Raw genomic sequence first — 17,787 nt, 5'->3', positions numbered from 1 at the left:
GTTTAGCTGCCCCTCTGCATTTTCGCCTTCTTGGCCTTTAAAATTTCGAACATTTTGCGGGCCATGCCCGGTTTTTCGATCTGCGGCGCGCGCGACAGGGCCAGCGCCTCTGGCTCAACGTCTGATGTGATGACCGAGCCCGAGCCGGTCATCGCGCCCTCGCCGATTGTCACCGGGGCCACCAGCATGGTGTTCGACCCGATGAAAGCGCCTGCGCCGATGGTGGTGTGATGTTTCATCACGCCGTCATAATTGCAGGTGATCGTGCCCGCCCCGATGTTGCTGCGCGCGCCCACGGTGGCATCGCCGATATAGCTCAGGTGGTTGACCTTGGCCCCTTCGGCGATCTGCGCGTTCTTCACTTCGACGAAATTGCCGATGCGCACATCTTCGGCCAATTCCGCGCCGGGGCGCAGGCGGGCATAGGGGCCGACCACGCCGCCGCGTGAGACATGGCACCCTTCAAGATGCGAGAAGGCGCGGATGGTGCTGCCGGATTCCACGGTCACATTCGGGCCGAAGACGACGTTGGGTTCCACCACCGTGTCGCGGCCAATATAGGTGTCGCGGGATAGAAAGACCGTTTCGGGGGCGACCAAGGTCACGCCGTCTTCCATCAACAGCGCGCGGGCGCGGGATTGGAACGCAGCCTCGGCCAGGGCGAGGTCGCCGCGGGAATTCACGCCCATCGTCTCGGCCTCGGTGCAGGTGACCACGGTGGCGCTGCGCCCTTCGGCGCGGGCAAGGCCGATGATGTCGGTGAGGTAGTATTCTTCCGAGGCGTTGTCATTGCCCACTTTGTCGATCAGATCGAACAAAAGCTCGGATTTGCAGGCCACCACGCCGGAATTGCACAGGGTAATGGCGCGTTCCTCGGGCGAGGCGTCCTTGAACTCAACAATGCGCTCCAACGTGTCGCCCTGCATCACCAGACGGCCATAACGGGCGGGGTCGGCGGCTTCGAACCCCAGCACCACCACATCATGGGTGGTCAATGCTTCTTGCATCTTTTCCAGTGTCTCGGGCTGCACGAAGGGCGTGTCGCCGTAGAGCACCAGCGCCATACCGTCGAAACCTTCCAGCGCCGGGCGGGCCTGTGCCACCGCATGGGCCGTGCCCAGCTGTTCGGTCTGTTCGACCACCTGGGCATCCTCGTCAAAGAGGGTCGCGGCGGCGCGGACCTGATCTGCCCCATGCCCTGCCACCACCACTGTATGGCGCGGCGCAAGCATGGCACCTGCGGCCATGGCGTGTTCCAGCATGGGGGCGGAGGCGACGCGGTGCAGCACCTTTGGCAGGTCCGAGTTCATCCGTGTCCCCTTGCCCGCGGCAAGGATGATCAGTGCAGTTTCCATGTAAATCTCTTTGTCCTTCAGCTTGCATTCTCTTTACGCGCTTCGCACAAAGGCGCAAGGTTGTGGCCCATCAAACTAGATTGCGGTCTGCAACACGATGCCATTTTACAAGGCGGGGTTCCGCCCAAGGAGTACCCAGTGAAGACAGTGGTTTTTGATCTCGACGGCACTTTGGCCGATACTTCGGGCGATTTGATCGCGGCCGCCAACGCCTGTTTCCGTGACATGGGGGAGGGCGATGTGCTGGTTCATGCCGAGGATGCGGGCACCGCGCTGCGCGGCGGGCGGGCCATGCTGACGCTGGGAATGCAAAAGCTGGGCCGTGCCAATGACGCAGCGATGATCGACCACTACTATCCCATGCTGCTCGAAGCCTATGGCCGCGACATCGACACCCATACCATCATGTACCCCGGCGCGATGGAGGCGGTGGCCGCGCTCAAGGCCGCAGGCTACCGCGTGGCGATCTGCACCAACAAGCCCGAGGCTTTGGCAGAGTTGCTGCTGACCCGCCTTGGCGTGCGGGATGCATTCGGCGCGATGCTGGGGGCCGATAGTCTGGACGTGCGCAAACCCGACCCCGAGCATCTGTTCGAAACCGCGCGGCGTGCCGGCGGCGATCCGGCGCAATGCGTGTTGATCGGTGACAGCGACACTGACCGCAAAACCGCCAAAGCCGCCGGGGTGCCCTGTGTGCTGGTAACTTTTGGCCCCTCGGGCGAAGACATGGCAGCGCTGGAGCCCGAAGCCCTGTTGGACGATTTTGCCGACCTGCCGGAGGTCATTGAGCGTTTGATCGGTAAAGCCGCCTGACGGCAGAGCGTTTCGGCAGCTTCACGCAGCGGGAGTCGATCCCTGACGGGGCGATTGAGGCGATGGCGGTGATCCGGCACGGGCGGTTGCACCCGTACAGGACGACCCCGCCGAGGTCTCCTTACTGGAACAGGAATTCGCCACCTCAATGGGGGCGAATTCCTGCCTCACCGTGGCCTCGGGCGGCTAGGCTCAGAAGCGGATCGTGCCGTGTTTGCCCATATCGGGTTTCTCGCCGGTCAGTTGGGCTTTGCCGATCTCATAGAGAAATTTGAACCCGCCATCGGTGGCCCAGACCTCGGCCTCGGTCAGGTCGAAGCGGATCAGTTGCACATCGGGGTCTTGCTTGCCGTCCTCGAACCACGCGCCCGCGATGGCGTTCCAGATTTTGTCCAACTCAGTCGGGTTGGTCACGGCAGAGACATGGCCGTCGATCCGTGCCCAAAGGGATTCGTCCTTGCTGGCGATTAGATACTCAGCCGCGGCGCGCCCCTCGGCAGATTTCGCCAAATCGGTGCCTTTGGCGGTGATAAACCAGAGCACGGCGGAACGGTCGTCTTCGTCGATGTAGTGGGTCATCGGGATCGCACGGGCGGTCTTGGTTGCCAGCATCCCGGCGCGGGTGTCATCCAGACGGTCCCAGAACTCTTTTTTCAGATCATCGCTCATTTGCATCTCGCTTTGTTGTAGTGTTCGCTTGGTCGCAGGGCCAACCCGCCGCGGCGCAGCGCGGTTCCACATCGCGCCGCTTGACGCAAAGCGGGCGGGGCGGTAGGTAATGAACAAGCGTTCAATAAATCGGGGGGAGAAGCCGTGTTCAACGCAAGTATGCAGTTTGATCTGGGAGAAGACGTCGCGGCCATGCGTGAGATGGTGCACCGCTGGGCGCAAGAGCGCGTGAAGCCGATGGCGGCCGAGATCGACACGAAGAACGAATTCCCGCCCGAACTTTGGACCGAGATGGGCGAGCTGGGCCTCTTGGGCATGACCGTCGAAGAAGAGTTCGGCGGCTCCGGTCTTGGCTACGTCGCCCACACCGTCGCGGTCGAAGAGATCGCCCGCGCCTCGGCCTCGGTCTCGCTTTCCTACGGGGCGCATTCCAACCTCTGCGTGAACCAGATCAAGCTGAACGGCACGCCGGAGCAAAAGGCGCAGTTCTTGCCGAAACTCTGCTCGGGCGAGCATGTTGGTGCGTTGGCCATGTCAGAAGTGGGCGCGGGCAGTGACGTGGTCAGCATGAAGCTGAATGCCGAAAAGCGGAACGATCACTTCCGCCTGAACGGCAACAAATATTGGATCACCAACGGGCCGGATGCCGAGACGCTGGTCGTCTATGCCAAGACCGACCCCGAGGCAGGCTCAAAGGGCATCACCGCCTTCCTGATCGAAAAGTCGATGAAGGGCTTCACCACCTCGAACCATTTCGACAAGCTCGGCATGCGCGGCTCGAACACCGCCGAGTTGATCTTCGAAGAGTGCGAAGTGCCGTTCGAAAATATCCTCGGCGAAGAGGGCAAGGGCGTGCGAGTGCTGATGTCGGGCCTCGACTATGAGCGCGTGGTGCTGGCGGGCATCGGCCTTGGCATCATGGCCGCCTGTCTGGATGAGATCATGCCCTATATGGCCGAGCGCAAGCAATTCGGTCAGCGGATCGGGGATTTCCAACTGATGCAGGGCAAGATGGCGGATATGTATACCGCGATGAACTCGGCCCGGGCCTATGTCTATAGTGTCGCGCAGGCCTGTGACCGCGGCGACGTGACCCGTCAGGACGCGGCGGCTTGCTGCCTCTATGCCTCGGAGCAGGCGATGGTGCAGGCGCATCAGGCGGTGCAGGCGATGGGCGGCGCGGGCTATCTCAGTGACAATCCCGTGGGCCGCATCTTCCGCGATGCCAAGCTGATGGAGATTGGCGCGGGCACCTCGGAAATCCGCCGCATGTTGGTGGGCCGTGAGATGATGGGGGCCATGTGATGCGCGCCGCGCTGCTGGCCTGTGCGCTTCTTGCGGGGCCAGTGGCCGCGCAAGAGATCACCTATTCCGACGCCGCCACCGCAGAATGTCTGGCCGGGGCGCAAGAGTTCACCGACCAGCGCGCCTGTATCGGGCTGTCATCAAACCTCTGCATGGAAGCGCCGGGCGGTTATTCGACCTATGGCATGGGCGGCTGTCTGGACGCGGAGCTGACCTTCTGGGACGGCTTGCTGAACGAGAACTACCGCGCGCGGATGGTGCAGTCCAAATCTGCCGATGAGGATGCCGCGCTCTACCAGCCGGAATTGCCCTCTCAGGCCGAGGCCCTGCGTGACATGCAGCGCGCGTGGATTACCTTTCGCGATGCCGCCTGCGATTATGAACGCAGCCAATGGGGCGGTGGCACGGGCGGCGGGCCTGCAACCTTGGCCTGCCTGATGCAGATGACGGCCGAACAGGCTCTGCGTCTGGGGGCGGCCTATTAACCGCGTCACGAAGTGTCGGCCTGACAGGACGGAGGGATCAGGATGGAGAACCTGATAAAACTGGAGACAGAAGGCGGTGTGATGCACCATTTTCTGCCGTGGCTGATTGAGGGGTTCGAGATCCTCGCGGCGGTCATCGACATCGCGGCCATCATTCTGCTGCTGATCGGCGCGGCGCGTTTCCTGACCGGGGTGACGATTGCCGAGATCGCCAAAAAGGGCGCGGAGCGGGTGCGCCGCACCAACCGCGAGCGCATCGAACTGGGGCGCTACATCCTTGCGGGGTTGGAGCTTTTTATCGTGTCGGACGTGATCCACACCGCGATCAGCCTGCGGTTTGCGGACCTGCTCTTCCTGTTGATGCTGGTCATCATCCGCTCCATCACCTCTTTCTTCCTCGACCGGGAGTTGGAGCAATTGAAAAAGGAACTTGGCGATGACTGACTTTTCCGACCTCAAAGCGCTCTATGTGAACTGCTCCCTCAAGAAGACACCGGGCGACAGCCACACCCAACTTCTGATGAACGCCAGCGCGGGCATTATGGAGGCGCAGGGCGTCGCCGTTGAACACCTCTATCTTCTCGATCACCAAGTGCCGCCGGGCGTCTACCCGGACATGACCGAGCACGGCTGGGACCGGGATGATTGGCCCGCAATCTGGGAGAAGGTGCTGGCCGCCGACATCCTGATCATCGGCACGCCGCTGTGGCTGGGTGAGGAAAGCAGCACCTGCCGGGTGCTGATCGAACGGCTCTACGCCATGAGCGGCAAGTTGAACGACAAGGGCCAGTCGGTCTTCTACGGTAAGGTCGGCGGCACGGTGGTCACGGGCAACGAAGACGGCATCAAACACGTCGCCATGACCACCGGTTTCGCGATGAACCACCTTGGCTATAGCATTCCGCCACAGGCCGATTGCGGCTGGATTGGCGAAGCGGGGCCGGGGCCGTCTTATGGCGATGATGTGGATGGCAAGCGCGCAGGGTTCGACAACGAATTCACGCAGCGCAACACCACGATCATGACTTGGAACACAATGCATTTGGCGCGCATGCTGAAAGCAGCAGGCGGCTATCCCCAAAAAGGCAATGACCGCAACGCTTGGGACGCGGGCGCGCGGTTTGATTTCGAAAACCCGGAGTATCGAAGCTGATATGACACAGGACGATTGGCCGATCTGGCAGGGCAATATGGCCGCGCAATGTTTGGCGCGGCCCGATGACGCCTTGGCGATCATTGATCTGACCGGCGCGGCCCGCCGCGACGTGAGCTATGGCGCGCTGCATGAGATGGTCGATGGGCTGGCCCGTGCGCTGAAGGCCGAAGTGGCCCCCGGTGACCGAGTGGGTGTCTTGCTTAGTCAATCGCCATGGTGCGCGGCGGCGCATCTGGCGATCTGGAAGATCGGCGCGATCTCTGTGCCGCTGTTCAAGCTTTTTAAACGTGACGCGCTGGCCAGCCGGATCGGCGATGCGGGCTGTGCGATTGTCTTGACCGATGCCGAGGGGGCCGACCTGCTGGGCGATCTGGCCACCCCGTGGTTGGCGGCTGATGTGGGCGCGGCAGGCGATCCGGTCGACTTTGCCGATGTCGGCCCCGAAGACCCCGCCGTGCTGATCTACACCTCCGGCACCACCGGCACGCCCAAGGGCGCGCTGCACGGGCATCGGGTGCTCTCGGGCCATTTGCCTGGCGTTTCGGTCAGCCATGATCATCTGGGGCAGGAGGGCGATTGCCTTTGGACGCCCGCGGATTGGGCGTGGATCGGCGGGCTCTTCGATGTGGCGATGCCTGCGCTGGCACTTGGCGTGCCGGTCGTGGCCGCACGGATGCCCAAGTTCACCGTCGAAGGCTGCGCCGATGTGATTTCACGCGGTGAGGTGCGCAACGTCTTCTTCCCGCCCACGGCGCTTCGCATGCTGAAAGCCGCGGATGTATCCTTGCCCGGCCTGCGTTCGGTTGCCAGTGGCGGCGAGCCTCTGGGGGCCGAGATGCTGGCATGGGGCCGCAAGGCCTTCGGGCTCGAGATCAACGAATTCTACGGCCAGACTGAATGCAACATGGTGGCCTCAAGCTGCGGGGGTGACTTTCCGGCGCAGCCCGGTTGCATCGGCAAGCCGGTGCCGGGCTTCGAGATCGCCGTGTTGGACGAGGGCGGCCACCCCACCGGTGCCGAGGGCGACGTGGCCGTGCGCCGCGGCGCCCCCTCGATGATGCTGCGCTACTGGAACCGGCCCGAGGAGACGGCGGCCAAATTCCACGGCGATTGGCTGCTGACCGGCGACCGGGGCATCTGGGAGGGCGAATACCTGCGCTTCGTGGGCCGCGAGGATGACGTGATCACCTCCGCCGGTTACCGCATCGGCCCGGCGGAGATCGAGGATTGCCTGCTGACCCATAGCGCTGTCGCGACCTGCGGCGTGGTCGGCAAGCCCGACGCGCTCAGGACCGAGATCGTCAAGGCCTATGTGGTGCTGAAACCCGGCGCTGAGGTGGGCGCGAAAGAGTTGCAAGACTGGGTCAAGAACCGGCTCGCAAGCTATTCCTACCCGCGCGAGATCGCATTCGTGGAGGACCTGCCGATGACCGTCACCGGCAAGGTAATCCGCAAGGAACTAAAGCGTCTGGCGGCGCGAGAGAATGAGGACGTAACATGAAACTGACATCCCAAGCCCTGCCATCCTCGGATGCCTATAAGGCCAATGAGATGGCGCATCTCAAGGCGCTGAGCGAAGTGCGCGACGCGGCGGAGGCTGCAGCCCTCGGCGGTGGCGAGAAATCCCGTGCACGGCACGAGAGCCGGGGCAAGATGCTCCCCAGAGAGCGGGTGGCGAACCTGCTCGACCCCGGCAGCCCGTTTTTGGAAATCGGTGCCACGGCAGCACATGGGCTTTACGATGGCGCGGCCCCAGCCGCGGGTGTGATCGCGGGCATCGGTCGGGTGCAGGGCCATGAGGTCATGGTGGTCTGCAACGATGCCACCGTGAAGGGCGGCACCTATTACCCGATGACGGTGAAAAAACACCTCCGCGCGCAGGAGATTGCCGAGGCGAACCATCTGCCCTGCATCTATCTGGTGGACTCTGGCGGCGCCAACCTGCCGAACCAGGATGAAGTCTTTCCCGACCGTGACCATTTTGGTGCGATTTTCTACAATCAGGCGCGGATGAGCGCCAAGGGGATCGCCCAGATCGCCGTGGTGATGGGCTCTTGCACCGCTGGCGGCGCCTACGTGCCCGCGATGTCGGATGTGACCATCATCGTCAAGGAACAGGGTACGATCTTCCTCGCTGGTCCGCCGCTGGTGAAGGCGGCGACGGGCGAGGTGGTCAGCGCCGAAGACCTCGGCGGCGGCGACGTGCACACCCGTCTGTCGGGCGTGGCGGATTACCTTGCCGAGGACGACGCTCATGCGCTGGCACTGGCGCGCCGCGCAGTCGGGCAGCTCAACAAGACCAAGCCGACCACTGTCGACTGGGCCAGCCCCGAAGAGCCCGCCTATGACCCCGCCGAGATGCTGGGCGTCGTGCCAGCCGACCTGCGCACGCCCTATGACATCCGCGAGGTGATCATGCGGCTGGTCGACGGCAGCCGCTTTGACGAGTTCAAGTCCCGCTTTGGCGAGACGCTGGTCTGCGGCTTTGCTCACGTGAAGGGCTGCCCGATCGGCATCATCGCCAACAACGGCGTGCTATTTTCCGAAGCCGCCCAGAAAGGCGCGCATTTCGTGGAGCTTTGTAGCCAGCGTAACATCCCACTGGTCTTCCTGCAGAACATTACCGGCTTCATGGTCGGTCGCAAATATGAGAACGAGGGCATCGCGCGGCACGGCGCCAAGATGGTGACGGCGGTGGCCACCACCAATGTGCCAAAGATCACCATGCTGGTCGGCGGCTCTTTTGGGGCGGGCAACTACGGCATGTCGGGCCGGGCGTACCGTCCGCGGTTCTTGTGGTCATGGCCCAACAGCCGGATCTCGGTCATGGGGGGCGCGCAGGCGGCGGGGGTGTTGGCCACCGTCAAACGCGACGCGATCGAGCGGGCCGGGGACACATGGACCGAGGAGGAAGAGACCGCCTTCAAACAGCCGACGATCGATATGTTCGAGAAACAGAGCCATCCGCTCTATGCCTCTGCAAGGCTGTGGGACGACGGGATCATCGATCCGCGCAAGAGCCGCGATGTGCTTTATCTGAGCCTTTCGGCCAGCCTAAACGCGCCGATCGAGCCGACGAAATTTGGTTTGTTCCGGATGTGATTGTGGCGCGAAGCGGGGGGCACCCCTCCGCGATCCCACAACATATTCGGAGCCAGAAAGAGATGAAAAGGGTAGGGCATGTTTGACACGATCCTGATTGCGAACCGGGGTGAGATTGCTTGCCGGGTGATGGAAACCGCACAAGCCATGGGGGTGCGCTGCGTGGCGGTGTACTCGGACGCCGATGCGGGCGCGAAACACGTGGCGATGGCGGATGCCGCCGTGCATATCGGCGGCTCGGCCCCGGCTGAGAGTTATCTGAAGGGCGATGTGATCATTCAAGCTGCGCTGGATACCGGCGCGCAGGCGATCCATCCGGGCTACGGGTTCCTGAGCGAGAACCCCGATTTCGTGGAGGCGGTCGCGGCCGCGGGGCTCACCTTCATTGGGCCTTCGGCCAAGGCCATCCGCGCCATGGGCCTCAAGGACGCCGCCAAGGCGCTGATGGTCGAGGCGGGCGTGCCCGTCGTGCCGGGCTACCACGGGGCGGATCAAGACGATGCGCTGCTGGCCGAGGAAGCCGACAAGATCGGCTATCCGGTGTTGATCAAGGCCGTCGCGGGCGGCGGTGGCAAAGGCATGCGACTGGTCGAGGAGCCCAAGGGCTTTCAGGCGGCGCTCGACTCGGCACGCTCGGAGGCCAAGACCGCCTTTGGCAACCCGGATGTATTGGTCGAGAAGTTCGTGACAAAGCCGCGCCATATCGAGGTGCAGGTCTTTGGCGACGGCACCCATGCGGTGCATCTGTTCGAACGAGACTGTTCGCTGCAGCGCCGCCACCAAAAGGTGATCGAGGAGGCCCCCGCGCCGGGCATGACAGAAGATATGCGCGCGGCCATGGGCCAAGCGGCGGTGCGCGCAGCCGAAGCGATCGGCTATGCCGGGGCGGGGACGGTGGAATTCATCGTCGACGGCTCGGGCGGGCTGTCGACCGACGGGTTCTTCTTTATGGAGATGAACACCCGCCTGCAGGTGGAACATCCTGTTACCGAACTGGTGACCGGGGTCGATCTGGTTGAATGGCAGCTGCGCGTGGCGGCCGGAGAGGCGCTGCCGAAGGCGCAGGAAGACCTCAACATCAACGGCCATGCCTTCGAGGCGCGGCTCTACGCCGAGGATGTGCCGAAGGGGTTTCTGCCCGCCACCGGCACGCTGACGCATCTGTCCTTCACGCCCCAGACCCGCGCTGACAGCGGCGTGCGGGCGGGCGACACGATCAGCCCCTTCTACGATCCGATGGTCGCCAAGGTCATCGTGCATGGGCCTACACGCGACGTGGCACTGTCGCGCCTGCGCGCGGCGCTCAAGGGCTGCGAGGTGGGCGGCACGGTCACCAACCTTGCTTTCCTCGGCGCACTGGCGGGGCATGAAGGCTTTGCCAAGGGCGATGTCGATACCGGGCTGATCGCGCGGGATATCGACGCGCTGACCGCGCAGCCAGAGGTGCCGGGGCGGCATTTCGCGCTGGCGGGGATGGCGGCGCTTGGGTTGGATCAGCCGCAACCGGAGGCCGGGTTCAACCTCTGGCGACCTCTGCGGCGGCAGGTGATGCTGGGCCATGATGGCGAAGAGCATTTGCTGAAGGTGCGGGTGCTATCCGAGGACATGCAGCTTTGGACCGTGGCCGATCACGAGCTGCGCGCCGAGCGGATTGGCGGACGCTGGAAGATCGACGGCCATGTCGCGCCGGCGGTCTCGGTTGCTGGCGACGTGGTCACGGTCTTTGACGCCTATGGTATCGCTTTTGATGTGATCGATCCGCTGGCGCGGGCCGCCGCAGCCCATGGCGATGGCAACATCGTTGAGGCCCCGATGCCCGGTCTGGTCCGCGCCATCGACGCCGAGGTTGGCCAAAGCGTTGCCAAAGGCGACCGTCTGGCGGTGCTGGAGGCGATGAAGATGGAGCATTCGTTGCTCGCCGCCCGCGACGGCGTGGTGGCCGAGGTGCTGGCACAGTCCGGTGATCAGGTCGAAGCCGGTGCCGCGCTGGTGCGGCTGGAAGCCGAGGAAGACGCATGATTACGCTGCACCACTGCCCCCAGACCCGCTCGATGCGCACACTCTGGCTGCTGCACGAACTCGACGACGTGGAGTTTCAGGTCAAGGTTCATGCCTTCGACCGCAGTTTGCGCGACCCGGAATATCTGATCCTCTCGCCCGCGGGGCGGGTTCCGGCGCTGGAGATCGATGGCGAGCGCATGTTCGAGACCGGCGCGATCACGCAGTACCTCTGCGAACGCTACAGCCCCGACCGCATGGGCCGTTCTGTCGGCAGCCCTGACCGGATGGCTTGGCTGGTCTGGGTGCATTTTGCGGAAACCGTCAGCCAGCACACCGCGGCGCTAACCCAGCAGCACATCGCCCTGCGCGACGATTCCATGCGCAGCCCCATCGTGATGAAGCTCGAAGCCGCGCGGATCGGGAAATGCTATGATGCGCTGGAGGCGCGGCTCTCGACACCGCTGGAGAACCGCGACTACTTGTTGACCTCTGGCTTTTCGGCCGCCGATATCTCGGTGGGCCAAGCAGTCTATATGGCGCGGCATTTCGTGAAATTGGATGACCACCCCTCGGTCGCGGCGTGGTATGAACGGATCACGGAACGTGACAGCTTCTCACAGGCCTTGCCCGATGGGGCAAAGCTTTACGAGGAGGATTTCTACGCGCCATGGCCGATTGAGTGACCGTGGCCCATTCAGGGAAGGAGAGCGGCCAATGAGCCTTGGACCATGTGAGATTTTCGAGGTCGGCCCGCGGGACGGTCTGCAGAACGAAAAACGCGAGATTCCCGTGGCCGAAAAGGTCGCGCTGGTGGACAAGCTGGGCGCCGCAGGCTTTGCCCGCATCGAATGCGCCAGTTTCGTCAGCCCGAAATGGGTGCCGCAGATGGCCGGGTCGGGCGAGGTGCTGGCGGGGATCACACGGGCCGAGGGCGTGCGCTATGCCGCGCTGACGCCGAACATGCGCGGCTATGAGGATGCGCTGGCCGCAAAGGCGGATGAGATCGCCATCTTCGCCTCGGCCTCGGAAGGTTTCAGCCAGAAGAACATTAACGCCAGCATCGACGAAGCGTTTGAGCGGTTTGCCCCGATCCTTGAAGAGGCGCGGCATGTGGACATGCCTGTGCGGGGCTATGTCTCCTGCGTGGTGGAATGCCCCTATGACGGCAAGGTCGACCCCGGCGCGGTGGCGCGGGTGGCCGACAGGCTCTTTGCGATGGGCTGTTATGAGATTTCCTTGGGCGACACCATCGGCGCGGGCACGCCCGACAGTATCGCGCGGATGCTGCTTTCGGTGCGCGACGTGGTGCCGGCAGGGCGGCTGGCGGGGCACTACCATGACACGCACGGGCGGGCGATGGCCAATATCGACGCCTCGCTGTCGATGGGGCTGCGGGTCTTTGACGCGGCGGTGGGCGGTTTGGGCGGTTGCCCCTATGCGCCCGGCGCGGCGGGCAATGTCGCCACCGAGGCAGTGAACGAACATCTGACGGCGCTTGGCTATGACACTGGCGTCGATCAGGCGGTGGTGCTGGAAGCCGCCGAAATGGCGCGGGCAATGCGAGGCTGACATGTACGAGACTTTGACGATCGAAACCGACGCGCGCGGGGTGGCGACGCTGACCCTGAACCGTCCTGAAAAACACAACGCGATGTCCGCGCAGATGTTGGCGGACCTGACGGATGCGGCGGGCAAACTGGCCGCCGACGATGCGGTGCGTGTGGTGGTGCTGACCGGGGCGGGCAAATCCTTTTGCGCGGGTGGCGATCTGGGCTGGATGCGCGATCAGGCGGATATGGATGCCGAGACACGCTCAGCCGAGGCGGGCAAACTGGCGACGATGCTGGGCGCGCTGAATGCGCTGCCGAAGCCGGTGATCGGCAAGGTGCAGGGCAATGCCTTTGGCGGCGGGGTCGGCATGGCTTCGGTTTGTGACGTGGCCGTGGGGGTCGATACGCTCAAGATGGGGTTCACCGAGGCCCGGCTGGGCATCATCCCGGCGACCATCGGGCCATACGTTCTGGCGCGGATGGGCGAGGGGCGCGCGCGCCGCGTCTTCATGTCGGCGCGGCTTTTTGGCGCGGCGGAAGCTGTCGATCTGGGGCTGCTGGCCCGTGCCGTTCCGGCCGACGAACTCGACGCGGCGGTCGAGGCCGAAGTCGTGCCCTATCTCTTCTGCGCGCCGGGGGCGGTGGCCGCGGCCAAGAAGCTGGCGCAAGACTTGGGCGGAATCGCCACGCCCGAGGCGGTGAAAATGTCCATCGACGCGCTCGCGGCGCGTTGGGAAACAGAAGAAGCCGCTGAAGGAATCAGTGCGTTCTTCGACAAGCGCAAAGCCGCTTGGGTGGTCTAGCTCAAGGCTTTGGCGAAATGGCTCTATTGGGGGTCCGTGGGCGGCATTAACCGGGCTTGGCCCGTTGACCCTACCCACGGGCAGAGTTAAACCCGTTCCAAGTTTGTCTGCGCGGGCTTTTGGCCTTTGCCTCATGCCGCGCACCGCGAAAGGAGCATCCCCTTGGACGACATGCTGCGGGAATACCTGCCCATCCTCGTTTTTCTGGCCGTGGCGATTGGCCTTGGCCTCGTGCTGATCCTCGCCGCTGTGGTCGTGGCCGTGCGCAATCCTGACCCGGAAAAGGTCTCGGCCTATGAATGCGGGTTCAACGCTTTTGACGACGCGCGGATGAAGTTTGACGTGCGTTTCTATCTGGTGTCGATCCTCTTCATCATCTTCGATCTCGAAATCGCCTTCCTCTTCCCTTGGGCCGTGGCCTTTAAAGAGGTGAGCATGGTGGGCTTTTGGTCGATGATGGTGTTCTTGGGCGTGCTGACGGCTGGCTTCGCCTATGAATGGAAGAAGGGAGCGCTGGAATGGCAGTAAATGATGACGCGCTGGTCACCCCGGTGATGGGCGATGGCCACCAAAGCCCGCGGGTGAAATCCGGTGCTTCTGCGCCAGCGGCCTACGGTCAATACGGTGCGGGGCCTGACCCGGAATTTGCGACCCAGAGCCTGAATGCCGAGTTGCAGGACAAGGGTTTCCTGCTGACCTCGACCGAAGACATCATCAATTGGGCGCGCACCGGCAGCTTGCACTGGATGACCTTTGGTCTGGCCTGCTGCGCGGTTGAGATGATGCACAGCTCCATGCCGCGCTACGACCTTGAGCGTTTCGGCACAGCGCCGCGCGCCTCTCCGCGCCAATCGGACCTGATGATCGTCGCGGGGACGCTGACCAACAAAATGGCCCCGGCGCTGCGCAAGGTCTACGACCAGATGCCAGAGCCGCGCTATGTGATCTCAATGGGGTCCTGTGCCAATGGCGGCGGGTACTACCACTACAGTTACTCGGTCGTGCGCGGCTGTGACCGGATCGTGCCGGTTGACGTCTATGTGCCCGGCTGCCCGCCGACGGCGGAGGCGCTGCTGTATGGTATCCTCCAGTTGCAGCGTAAAATCCGCCGCACCGGGACGATTGTGCGCTAAGACAAGGGTTTGCGCCGGATCGGGGCAGGCAAAAGGACGATGCGCCACAGGCGCAGGACAGTGAGATGGCGTTGATCGGCGCGTGGAAGGAAGATTTGCGATGAGCGAACAACTGCAGGAACTTGGGGCCTATATCGAAGCCAAGCGGCCCGATTGCGTGCTCGGATGGGATGTCACCAAGGGTGAGTTGAACATGTCCGTGGCGCTGGCGAATATCGCGGGCCTTGTTGAGTTCCTCAAGGGCGACCCGACCTGCCGTTTCTCGACCTTGGTCGATATCACGGCGGTGGACTATCCCGGCCGTGCGAAACGGTTCGACGTGGTGTACCACTTCCTGTCGATGTACCAAAACCACCGCATCCGCCTGCGTGCCACCGCGCGTGAAAAGGATATGGTGCCGTCGATCACCGGTGTGCACCCCAGTGCCGATTGGTTCGAGCGTGAAGTTTTCGACATGTTCGGCATCCTGTTTTCCGGCCACCCGGACCTGCGCCGCATCCTGACCGACTATGGTTTCCGCGGCCATCCGCTGCGCAAGGACTTCCCGACGACGGGCTATACCGAAGTGCGCTATGACGAAGCCGCCAAGCGCGTGGTCTATGAACCGGTGAGCCTTGTGCAGGAATACCGCCAGTTCGATTTCATGTCGCCTTGGGAAGGGGCCGATTACATCCTGCCCGGTGACGACAAATCTGCGCCTGATGGCCATGTGAGCAAGGACGCGAAGTAATGGGCGGGCTGGGCTGGCTGATCCTCTCGGCGCTGACGGCCATTCCGATGGTCAAGCTGCTGCCGTTCTTTGGCATCAATAAATACTGGGCCGCGGCCTGTCTGATCCCGCTGGGCACGATCGCCCTGCTGTGGTGGATGGGCATGAAGCTGCAAGAACTGGAGAAACGGTAATGGACGGCGACATTCGCACAAAAGCCTTTGACGACGGGTCGACCGACTTTGAGTCCGGCGAGCAGAAGATCCGCAACTTCAACATCAACTTCGGCCCGCAACACCCTGCCGCACACGGTGTTTTGCGTCTGGTGCTTGAGCTTGACGGCGAGGTTGTAGAACGGTGCGACCCGCATATCGGCCTGCTGCACCGTGGCACCGAAAAGCTGATGGAAAGCCGTACTTACCTGCAGAACCTGCCGTATTTCGACCGGCTTGATTACGTGGCCCCGATGAACCAAGAGCATGCGTGGTGTCTGGCGATTGAAAAGCTGACCGGCACCGTGGTGCCGCGCCGTGCTTCACTGATCCGGGTGCTGTTCTGCGAAATTGGCCGCATCCTGAACCACCTTCTCAACATCACCACGCAGGCGCTTGACGTGGGCGCGCTGACCCCGCCGCTCTGGGGTTTTGAAGAGCGCGAAAGCCTGATGATCTTTTACGAGCGGGCCTGTGGCGCGCGTTTGCACGCGGCCTACTTCCGTCCCGGTGGTGTCCACCAAGACCTGCCGCCAGCGCTGCTGGACGATATCGAAACATGGTGCGCGCAATTCCTGACCAAATTCATGGTCGATATCGACGAGCTGCTGACCGAGAACCGGATCTTTAAACAGCGGAACGTCGACATAGGCATCGTCTCCGAGCAGGAAATTCTCGATTACGGCTTTAGCGGCGTCATGGTGCGCGGCTCGGGGCTGGCGTGGGATCTGCGGCGTTCGCAACCCTATGAATGCTATGACGAATTCGACTTTCAAATCCCCGTGGGCAAGAACGGCGACTGTTTCGACCGCTACCTTTGCCGCATGGAAGAGATGCGCCAGTCGACCTACATTATCCAGCAGGCGATCGAAAAGCTGCGCGCTCCCGAAGGGCAGGGCGATATCCTCGCCCGTGGCAAGATCACCCCGCCATCGCGCACCGCGATGAAGACCGACATGGAAAGCCTGATCCATCACTTCAAGCTTTACACCGAAGGTTTCCACGTGCCCGAGGGCGAAGTGTATTGCGCGGTCGAAGCGCCGAAGGGCGAGTTTGGCGTTTACCTTGTGGCCGATGGCTCCAACAAACCCTACCGCTCTAAGATCCGCGCGCCGGGCTTCTTGCACCTGCAGGCGATGGACCATGTGGCCAGCGGCCACCAGCTGGCCGATGTGGCCGCGATCATCGGCACCATGGACGTCGTCTTTGGAGAGATCGACCGGTGATGCAGGCCGCATCGCTCCATTTTGAAGAAATTTACGCCGGAGGCGCTTTTGGCCTCCGCCTGACCATAGGTTCGAACTAATGCTCCGCCGTCTACACCCTGACCAGCCCGACAGTTTTGCCTTCACGCCCGCCAACCAAGAATGGGCCGAAGCGCAGATCACCAAATACCCCGAGGGCCGTCAGGCCAGCGCGATCATTCCACTGCTGTGGCGCGCGCAGGAGCAAGAGGGTTGGCTGACCCGTGCGGCGATTGAACATGTCTCGGAAATGCTGGGCATGGCCTATATCCGCGGGCTGGAAGTGGCGACATTCTACTTCATGTTTCAGCTGCAACCTGTTGGTTCCGTGGCACATATCCAAGTTTGCGGCACGACATCCTGCATGATCTGCGGCGCCGAGGATTTGGTCGCCGTCTGCAAAGAACGTATCGCCGCCAAACCGCATGAGTTGTCGGCGGATGGGCGTTTTTCGTGGGAAGAAGTCGAATGCCTTGGCGCGTGCTCCAACGCGCCGATGGCCCAGATCGGAAAAGACTATTACGAAGACCTGACCACCGCGCGGCTCAATGAAATCCTTGATGAGTTGAGTGATGGGCGCGTGCCGGTACCCGGCCCGCAGAACGGGCGCTATGCCTCTGAGCCTTTGGGCGGGTTGACCAGCCTCACGGACCACGAAAGCGGGCGCACGCAATACAATGCCAGCGCGCAGGCTGCGGTGGACATCGGTGATACCGTCAAACGCATCGACGGCACCGAAGTGCCGCTGCTGACCCCGTGGCAAAACCAGCCCGAGGCGCCGCAGCCTGAGACGGTCGAAGAGGTCGAAGCCGAAGAGCCGCGTCCTGCCGAGGGCGAAGCCACCGACAAAACCGGCGTGACCGAACAAGAAGCCGAAGCCACGTCAAAGAGCAAGCCGCGCTCCAAACGTGACCCCAAGGGTGAGAGCGCCGATGCGGCCAAGGCCGAAACCAGCGCCCCCGCGACGCCCGGCCAAAAGCCCGCTCAGTTGGACGCCCCCCGCGAGGGTGGTGCGGACGACCTGAAAAAGATCAAAGGCGTCGGCCCGAAGCTGGAGCAGATGCTGAACGGCATGGGCTTTTACCACTTTGACCAGATCGCCCAGTGGGGCCCAGAAGAGGTCGCTTGGGTCGATCAGAACCTCGAAGGGTTCAAAGGCCGCGTCAGCCGCGACAATTGGGTAGAGCAGGCCGCGCGCCTCGCCAAAGACTAAAGACGGAGATTTCACAACGGGCCAAGGACGGCACCAT

19 protein-coding genes and 1 pseudogene are annotated in these 17,787 nt (G+C 63.0%); 18 read left to right on the top strand and 2 right to left on the bottom strand.

Annotated features, from left to right (window positions below; all coding sequences use genetic code 11):
- Positions 1-2: 2 nt before the first annotated feature.
- Entirely contained in the window at positions 3-1,355 is a 1,353-nt protein-coding gene (gene glmU, locus K3758_RS11380) for a bifunctional UDP-N-acetylglucosamine diphosphorylase/glucosamine-1-phosphate N-acetyltransferase GlmU (protein ID WP_259944899.1), read from the bottom strand.
- A gap of 138 nt (positions 1,356-1,493) precedes the next feature.
- Between glmU and K3758_RS11375 the strand changes: the two genes are divergently transcribed.
- Complete coding sequence (locus K3758_RS11375; protein ID WP_259944896.1) at positions 1,494-2,168, top strand: HAD-IIIA family hydrolase; 675 nt, start codon at positions 1,494-1,496, stop codon at positions 2,166-2,168.
- Positions 2,165-2,355 (top strand): annotated as a pseudogene (locus K3758_RS11370) (aminotransferase); the annotation flags it as partial. The gene K3758_RS11375 and the pseudogene K3758_RS11370, both read left to right, overlap by 4 nt.
- 5 nt (positions 2,356-2,360) lie before the next feature.
- Here the strand turns inward: K3758_RS11370 and K3758_RS11365 are convergent.
- Positions 2,361-2,837 (bottom strand): pyridoxamine 5'-phosphate oxidase family protein, encoded by a 477-nt coding sequence (locus tag K3758_RS11365; RefSeq protein WP_067625736.1) that lies wholly within the window; start codon positions 2,835-2,837, stop codon positions 2,361-2,363.
- 144 nt (positions 2,838-2,981) lie between these two features.
- Here K3758_RS11365 and K3758_RS11360 point away from each other — a divergent pair, with 144 nt between their 5' ends.
- From K3758_RS11360 to K3758_RS11285, 16 genes are all read left to right on the top strand, one after another.
- Entirely contained in the window at positions 2,982-4,142 is a 1,161-nt protein-coding gene (locus K3758_RS11360; RefSeq protein ID WP_259944892.1) for an isovaleryl-CoA dehydrogenase, read from the top strand.
- Positions 4,142-4,627, top strand: coding sequence for a lysozyme inhibitor LprI family protein (locus K3758_RS11355; protein ID WP_067625694.1), 486 nt, complete (start codon positions 4,142-4,144; stop codon positions 4,625-4,627). Before K3758_RS11360 ends, K3758_RS11355 begins: the two co-directional genes overlap by 1 nt.
- A gap of 42 nt (positions 4,628-4,669) precedes the next feature.
- Positions 4,670-5,071: a DUF1622 domain-containing protein gene (locus tag K3758_RS11350; RefSeq protein WP_132444506.1), complete on the top strand. Its 402-nt coding sequence runs from the start codon at positions 4,670-4,672 to the stop codon at positions 5,069-5,071.
- Entirely contained in the window at positions 5,064-5,780 is a 717-nt protein-coding gene (locus K3758_RS11345) for a flavodoxin family protein (protein ID WP_259944884.1), read from the top strand. Before K3758_RS11350 ends, K3758_RS11345 begins: the two co-directional genes overlap by 8 nt.
- Before the next feature lies 1 nt (position 5,781).
- Positions 5,782-7,284, top strand: a complete 1,503-nt coding sequence (locus K3758_RS11340) for an AMP-binding protein (RefSeq protein WP_259944881.1) — start codon at positions 5,782-5,784, stop codon at positions 7,282-7,284.
- Positions 7,281-8,885 (top strand): carboxyl transferase domain-containing protein, encoded by a 1,605-nt coding sequence (locus tag K3758_RS11335; protein WP_067625712.1) that lies wholly within the window; start codon positions 7,281-7,283, stop codon positions 8,883-8,885. Before K3758_RS11340 ends, K3758_RS11335 begins: the two co-directional genes overlap by 4 nt.
- A 78-nt stretch (positions 8,886-8,963) precedes the next feature.
- Positions 8,964-10,904: an acetyl/propionyl/methylcrotonyl-CoA carboxylase subunit alpha gene (locus K3758_RS11330; protein WP_259944874.1), complete on the top strand. Its 1,941-nt coding sequence runs from the start codon at positions 8,964-8,966 to the stop codon at positions 10,902-10,904.
- Positions 10,901-11,569, top strand: coding sequence for a glutathione S-transferase family protein (locus K3758_RS11325; RefSeq protein ID WP_259944871.1), 669 nt, complete (start codon positions 10,901-10,903; stop codon positions 11,567-11,569). The genes K3758_RS11330 and K3758_RS11325 overlap by 4 nt, the downstream gene beginning before the upstream one ends.
- 31 nt (positions 11,570-11,600) lie before the next feature.
- The gene (locus K3758_RS11320) at positions 11,601-12,455 is read left to right on the top strand and encodes a hydroxymethylglutaryl-CoA lyase (RefSeq protein ID WP_259944868.1); all 855 of its coding nucleotides are present in this window, start codon (positions 11,601-11,603) and stop codon (positions 12,453-12,455) included.
- A 1-nt stretch (position 12,456) separates the two neighbouring features.
- Positions 12,457-13,239, top strand: a complete 783-nt coding sequence (locus K3758_RS11315) for a crotonase/enoyl-CoA hydratase family protein (RefSeq protein ID WP_259944865.1) — start codon at positions 12,457-12,459, stop codon at positions 13,237-13,239.
- Positions 13,240-13,401: 162 nt separating this feature from the next.
- Positions 13,402-13,767 carry an NADH-quinone oxidoreductase subunit A gene (locus K3758_RS11310; RefSeq protein WP_067263411.1) on the top strand — a complete coding sequence of 122 codons (366 nt, stop codon included), beginning with the start codon at positions 13,402-13,404 and terminating at the stop codon, positions 13,765-13,767.
- A complete protein-coding gene (locus tag K3758_RS11305; RefSeq protein ID WP_236627345.1) occupies positions 13,758-14,372 on the top strand; it encodes an NADH-quinone oxidoreductase subunit B family protein in 615 nt (204 codons plus the stop codon). Before K3758_RS11310 ends, K3758_RS11305 begins: the two co-directional genes overlap by 10 nt.
- Positions 14,373-14,472: 100 nt before the next feature.
- The gene (locus tag K3758_RS11300) at positions 14,473-15,102 is read left to right on the top strand and encodes an NADH-quinone oxidoreductase subunit C (RefSeq protein ID WP_243267143.1); all 630 of its coding nucleotides are present in this window, start codon (positions 14,473-14,475) and stop codon (positions 15,100-15,102) included.
- Positions 15,102-15,275, top strand: a complete 174-nt coding sequence (locus tag K3758_RS11295) for a hypothetical protein (protein ID WP_162931847.1) — start codon at positions 15,102-15,104, stop codon at positions 15,273-15,275. The genes K3758_RS11300 and K3758_RS11295 overlap by 1 nt, the downstream gene beginning before the upstream one ends.
- The gene (locus K3758_RS11290) at positions 15,275-16,519 is read left to right on the top strand and encodes an NADH-quinone oxidoreductase subunit D (RefSeq protein ID WP_067939883.1); all 1,245 of its coding nucleotides are present in this window, start codon (positions 15,275-15,277) and stop codon (positions 16,517-16,519) included. Before K3758_RS11295 ends, K3758_RS11290 begins: the two co-directional genes overlap by 1 nt.
- Positions 16,520-16,598: 79 nt before the next feature.
- Positions 16,599-17,750 carry an NADH-quinone oxidoreductase subunit E gene (locus K3758_RS11285; RefSeq protein WP_259944852.1) on the top strand — a complete coding sequence of 384 codons (1,152 nt, stop codon included), beginning with the start codon at positions 16,599-16,601 and terminating at the stop codon, positions 17,748-17,750.
- The last annotated feature ends 37 nt before the right edge of the window (positions 17,751-17,787 follow it).

It is taken from the genome of Sulfitobacter sp. W002 (genome assembly GCF_025142135.1).
Taxonomy (GTDB): Bacteria; Pseudomonadota; Alphaproteobacteria; order Rhodobacterales; family Rhodobacteraceae; genus Sulfitobacter; species Sulfitobacter profundi.
Note: the sequence above shows the minus strand (reverse complement) of the source record. Positions and strands in the feature narration are given on the sequence as shown.

Bases quoted from the DNA above. Each gene is read 5' to 3' on its own strand.
- glmU (WP_259944899.1), bottom strand. From the start codon at position 1,355: ATGGAAACTGCACTGATCATCCTTGCCGCGGGCAAGGGGACACGGATG.
- K3758_RS11365 (WP_067625736.1), bottom strand. From the start codon at position 2,837: ATGAGCGATGATCTGAAAAAAGAGTTCTGGGACCGTCTGGATGACACC.
- K3758_RS11355 (WP_067625694.1), top strand. From the start codon at position 4,142: ATGCGCGCCGCGCTGCTGGCCTGTGCGCTTCTTGCGGGGCCAGTGGCC.
- K3758_RS11350 (WP_132444506.1), top strand. From the start codon at position 4,670: ATGGAGAACCTGATAAAACTGGAGACAGAAGGCGGTGTGATGCACCAT.
- K3758_RS11345 (WP_259944884.1), top strand. From the start codon at position 5,064: ATGACTGACTTTTCCGACCTCAAAGCGCTCTATGTGAACTGCTCCCTC.
- K3758_RS11340 (WP_259944881.1), top strand. From the start codon at position 5,782: ATGACACAGGACGATTGGCCGATCTGGCAGGGCAATATGGCCGCGCAA.
- K3758_RS11335 (WP_067625712.1), top strand. From the start codon at position 7,281: ATGAAACTGACATCCCAAGCCCTGCCATCCTCGGATGCCTATAAGGCC.
- K3758_RS11330 (WP_259944874.1), top strand. From the start codon at position 8,964: ATGTTTGACACGATCCTGATTGCGAACCGGGGTGAGATTGCTTGCCGG.
- K3758_RS11325 (WP_259944871.1), top strand. From the start codon at position 10,901: ATGATTACGCTGCACCACTGCCCCCAGACCCGCTCGATGCGCACACTC.
- K3758_RS11320 (WP_259944868.1), top strand. From the start codon at position 11,601: ATGAGCCTTGGACCATGTGAGATTTTCGAGGTCGGCCCGCGGGACGGT.
- K3758_RS11315 (WP_259944865.1), top strand. From the start codon at position 12,457: ATGTACGAGACTTTGACGATCGAAACCGACGCGCGCGGGGTGGCGACG.
- K3758_RS11305 (WP_236627345.1), top strand. From the start codon at position 13,758: ATGGCAGTAAATGATGACGCGCTGGTCACCCCGGTGATGGGCGATGGC.
- K3758_RS11300 (WP_243267143.1), top strand. From the start codon at position 14,473: ATGAGCGAACAACTGCAGGAACTTGGGGCCTATATCGAAGCCAAGCGG.
- K3758_RS11295 (WP_162931847.1), top strand. From the start codon at position 15,102: ATGGGCGGGCTGGGCTGGCTGATCCTCTCGGCGCTGACGGCCATTCCG.
- K3758_RS11290 (WP_067939883.1), top strand. From the start codon at position 15,275: ATGGACGGCGACATTCGCACAAAAGCCTTTGACGACGGGTCGACCGAC.
- K3758_RS11285 (WP_259944852.1), top strand. From the start codon at position 16,599: ATGCTCCGCCGTCTACACCCTGACCAGCCCGACAGTTTTGCCTTCACG.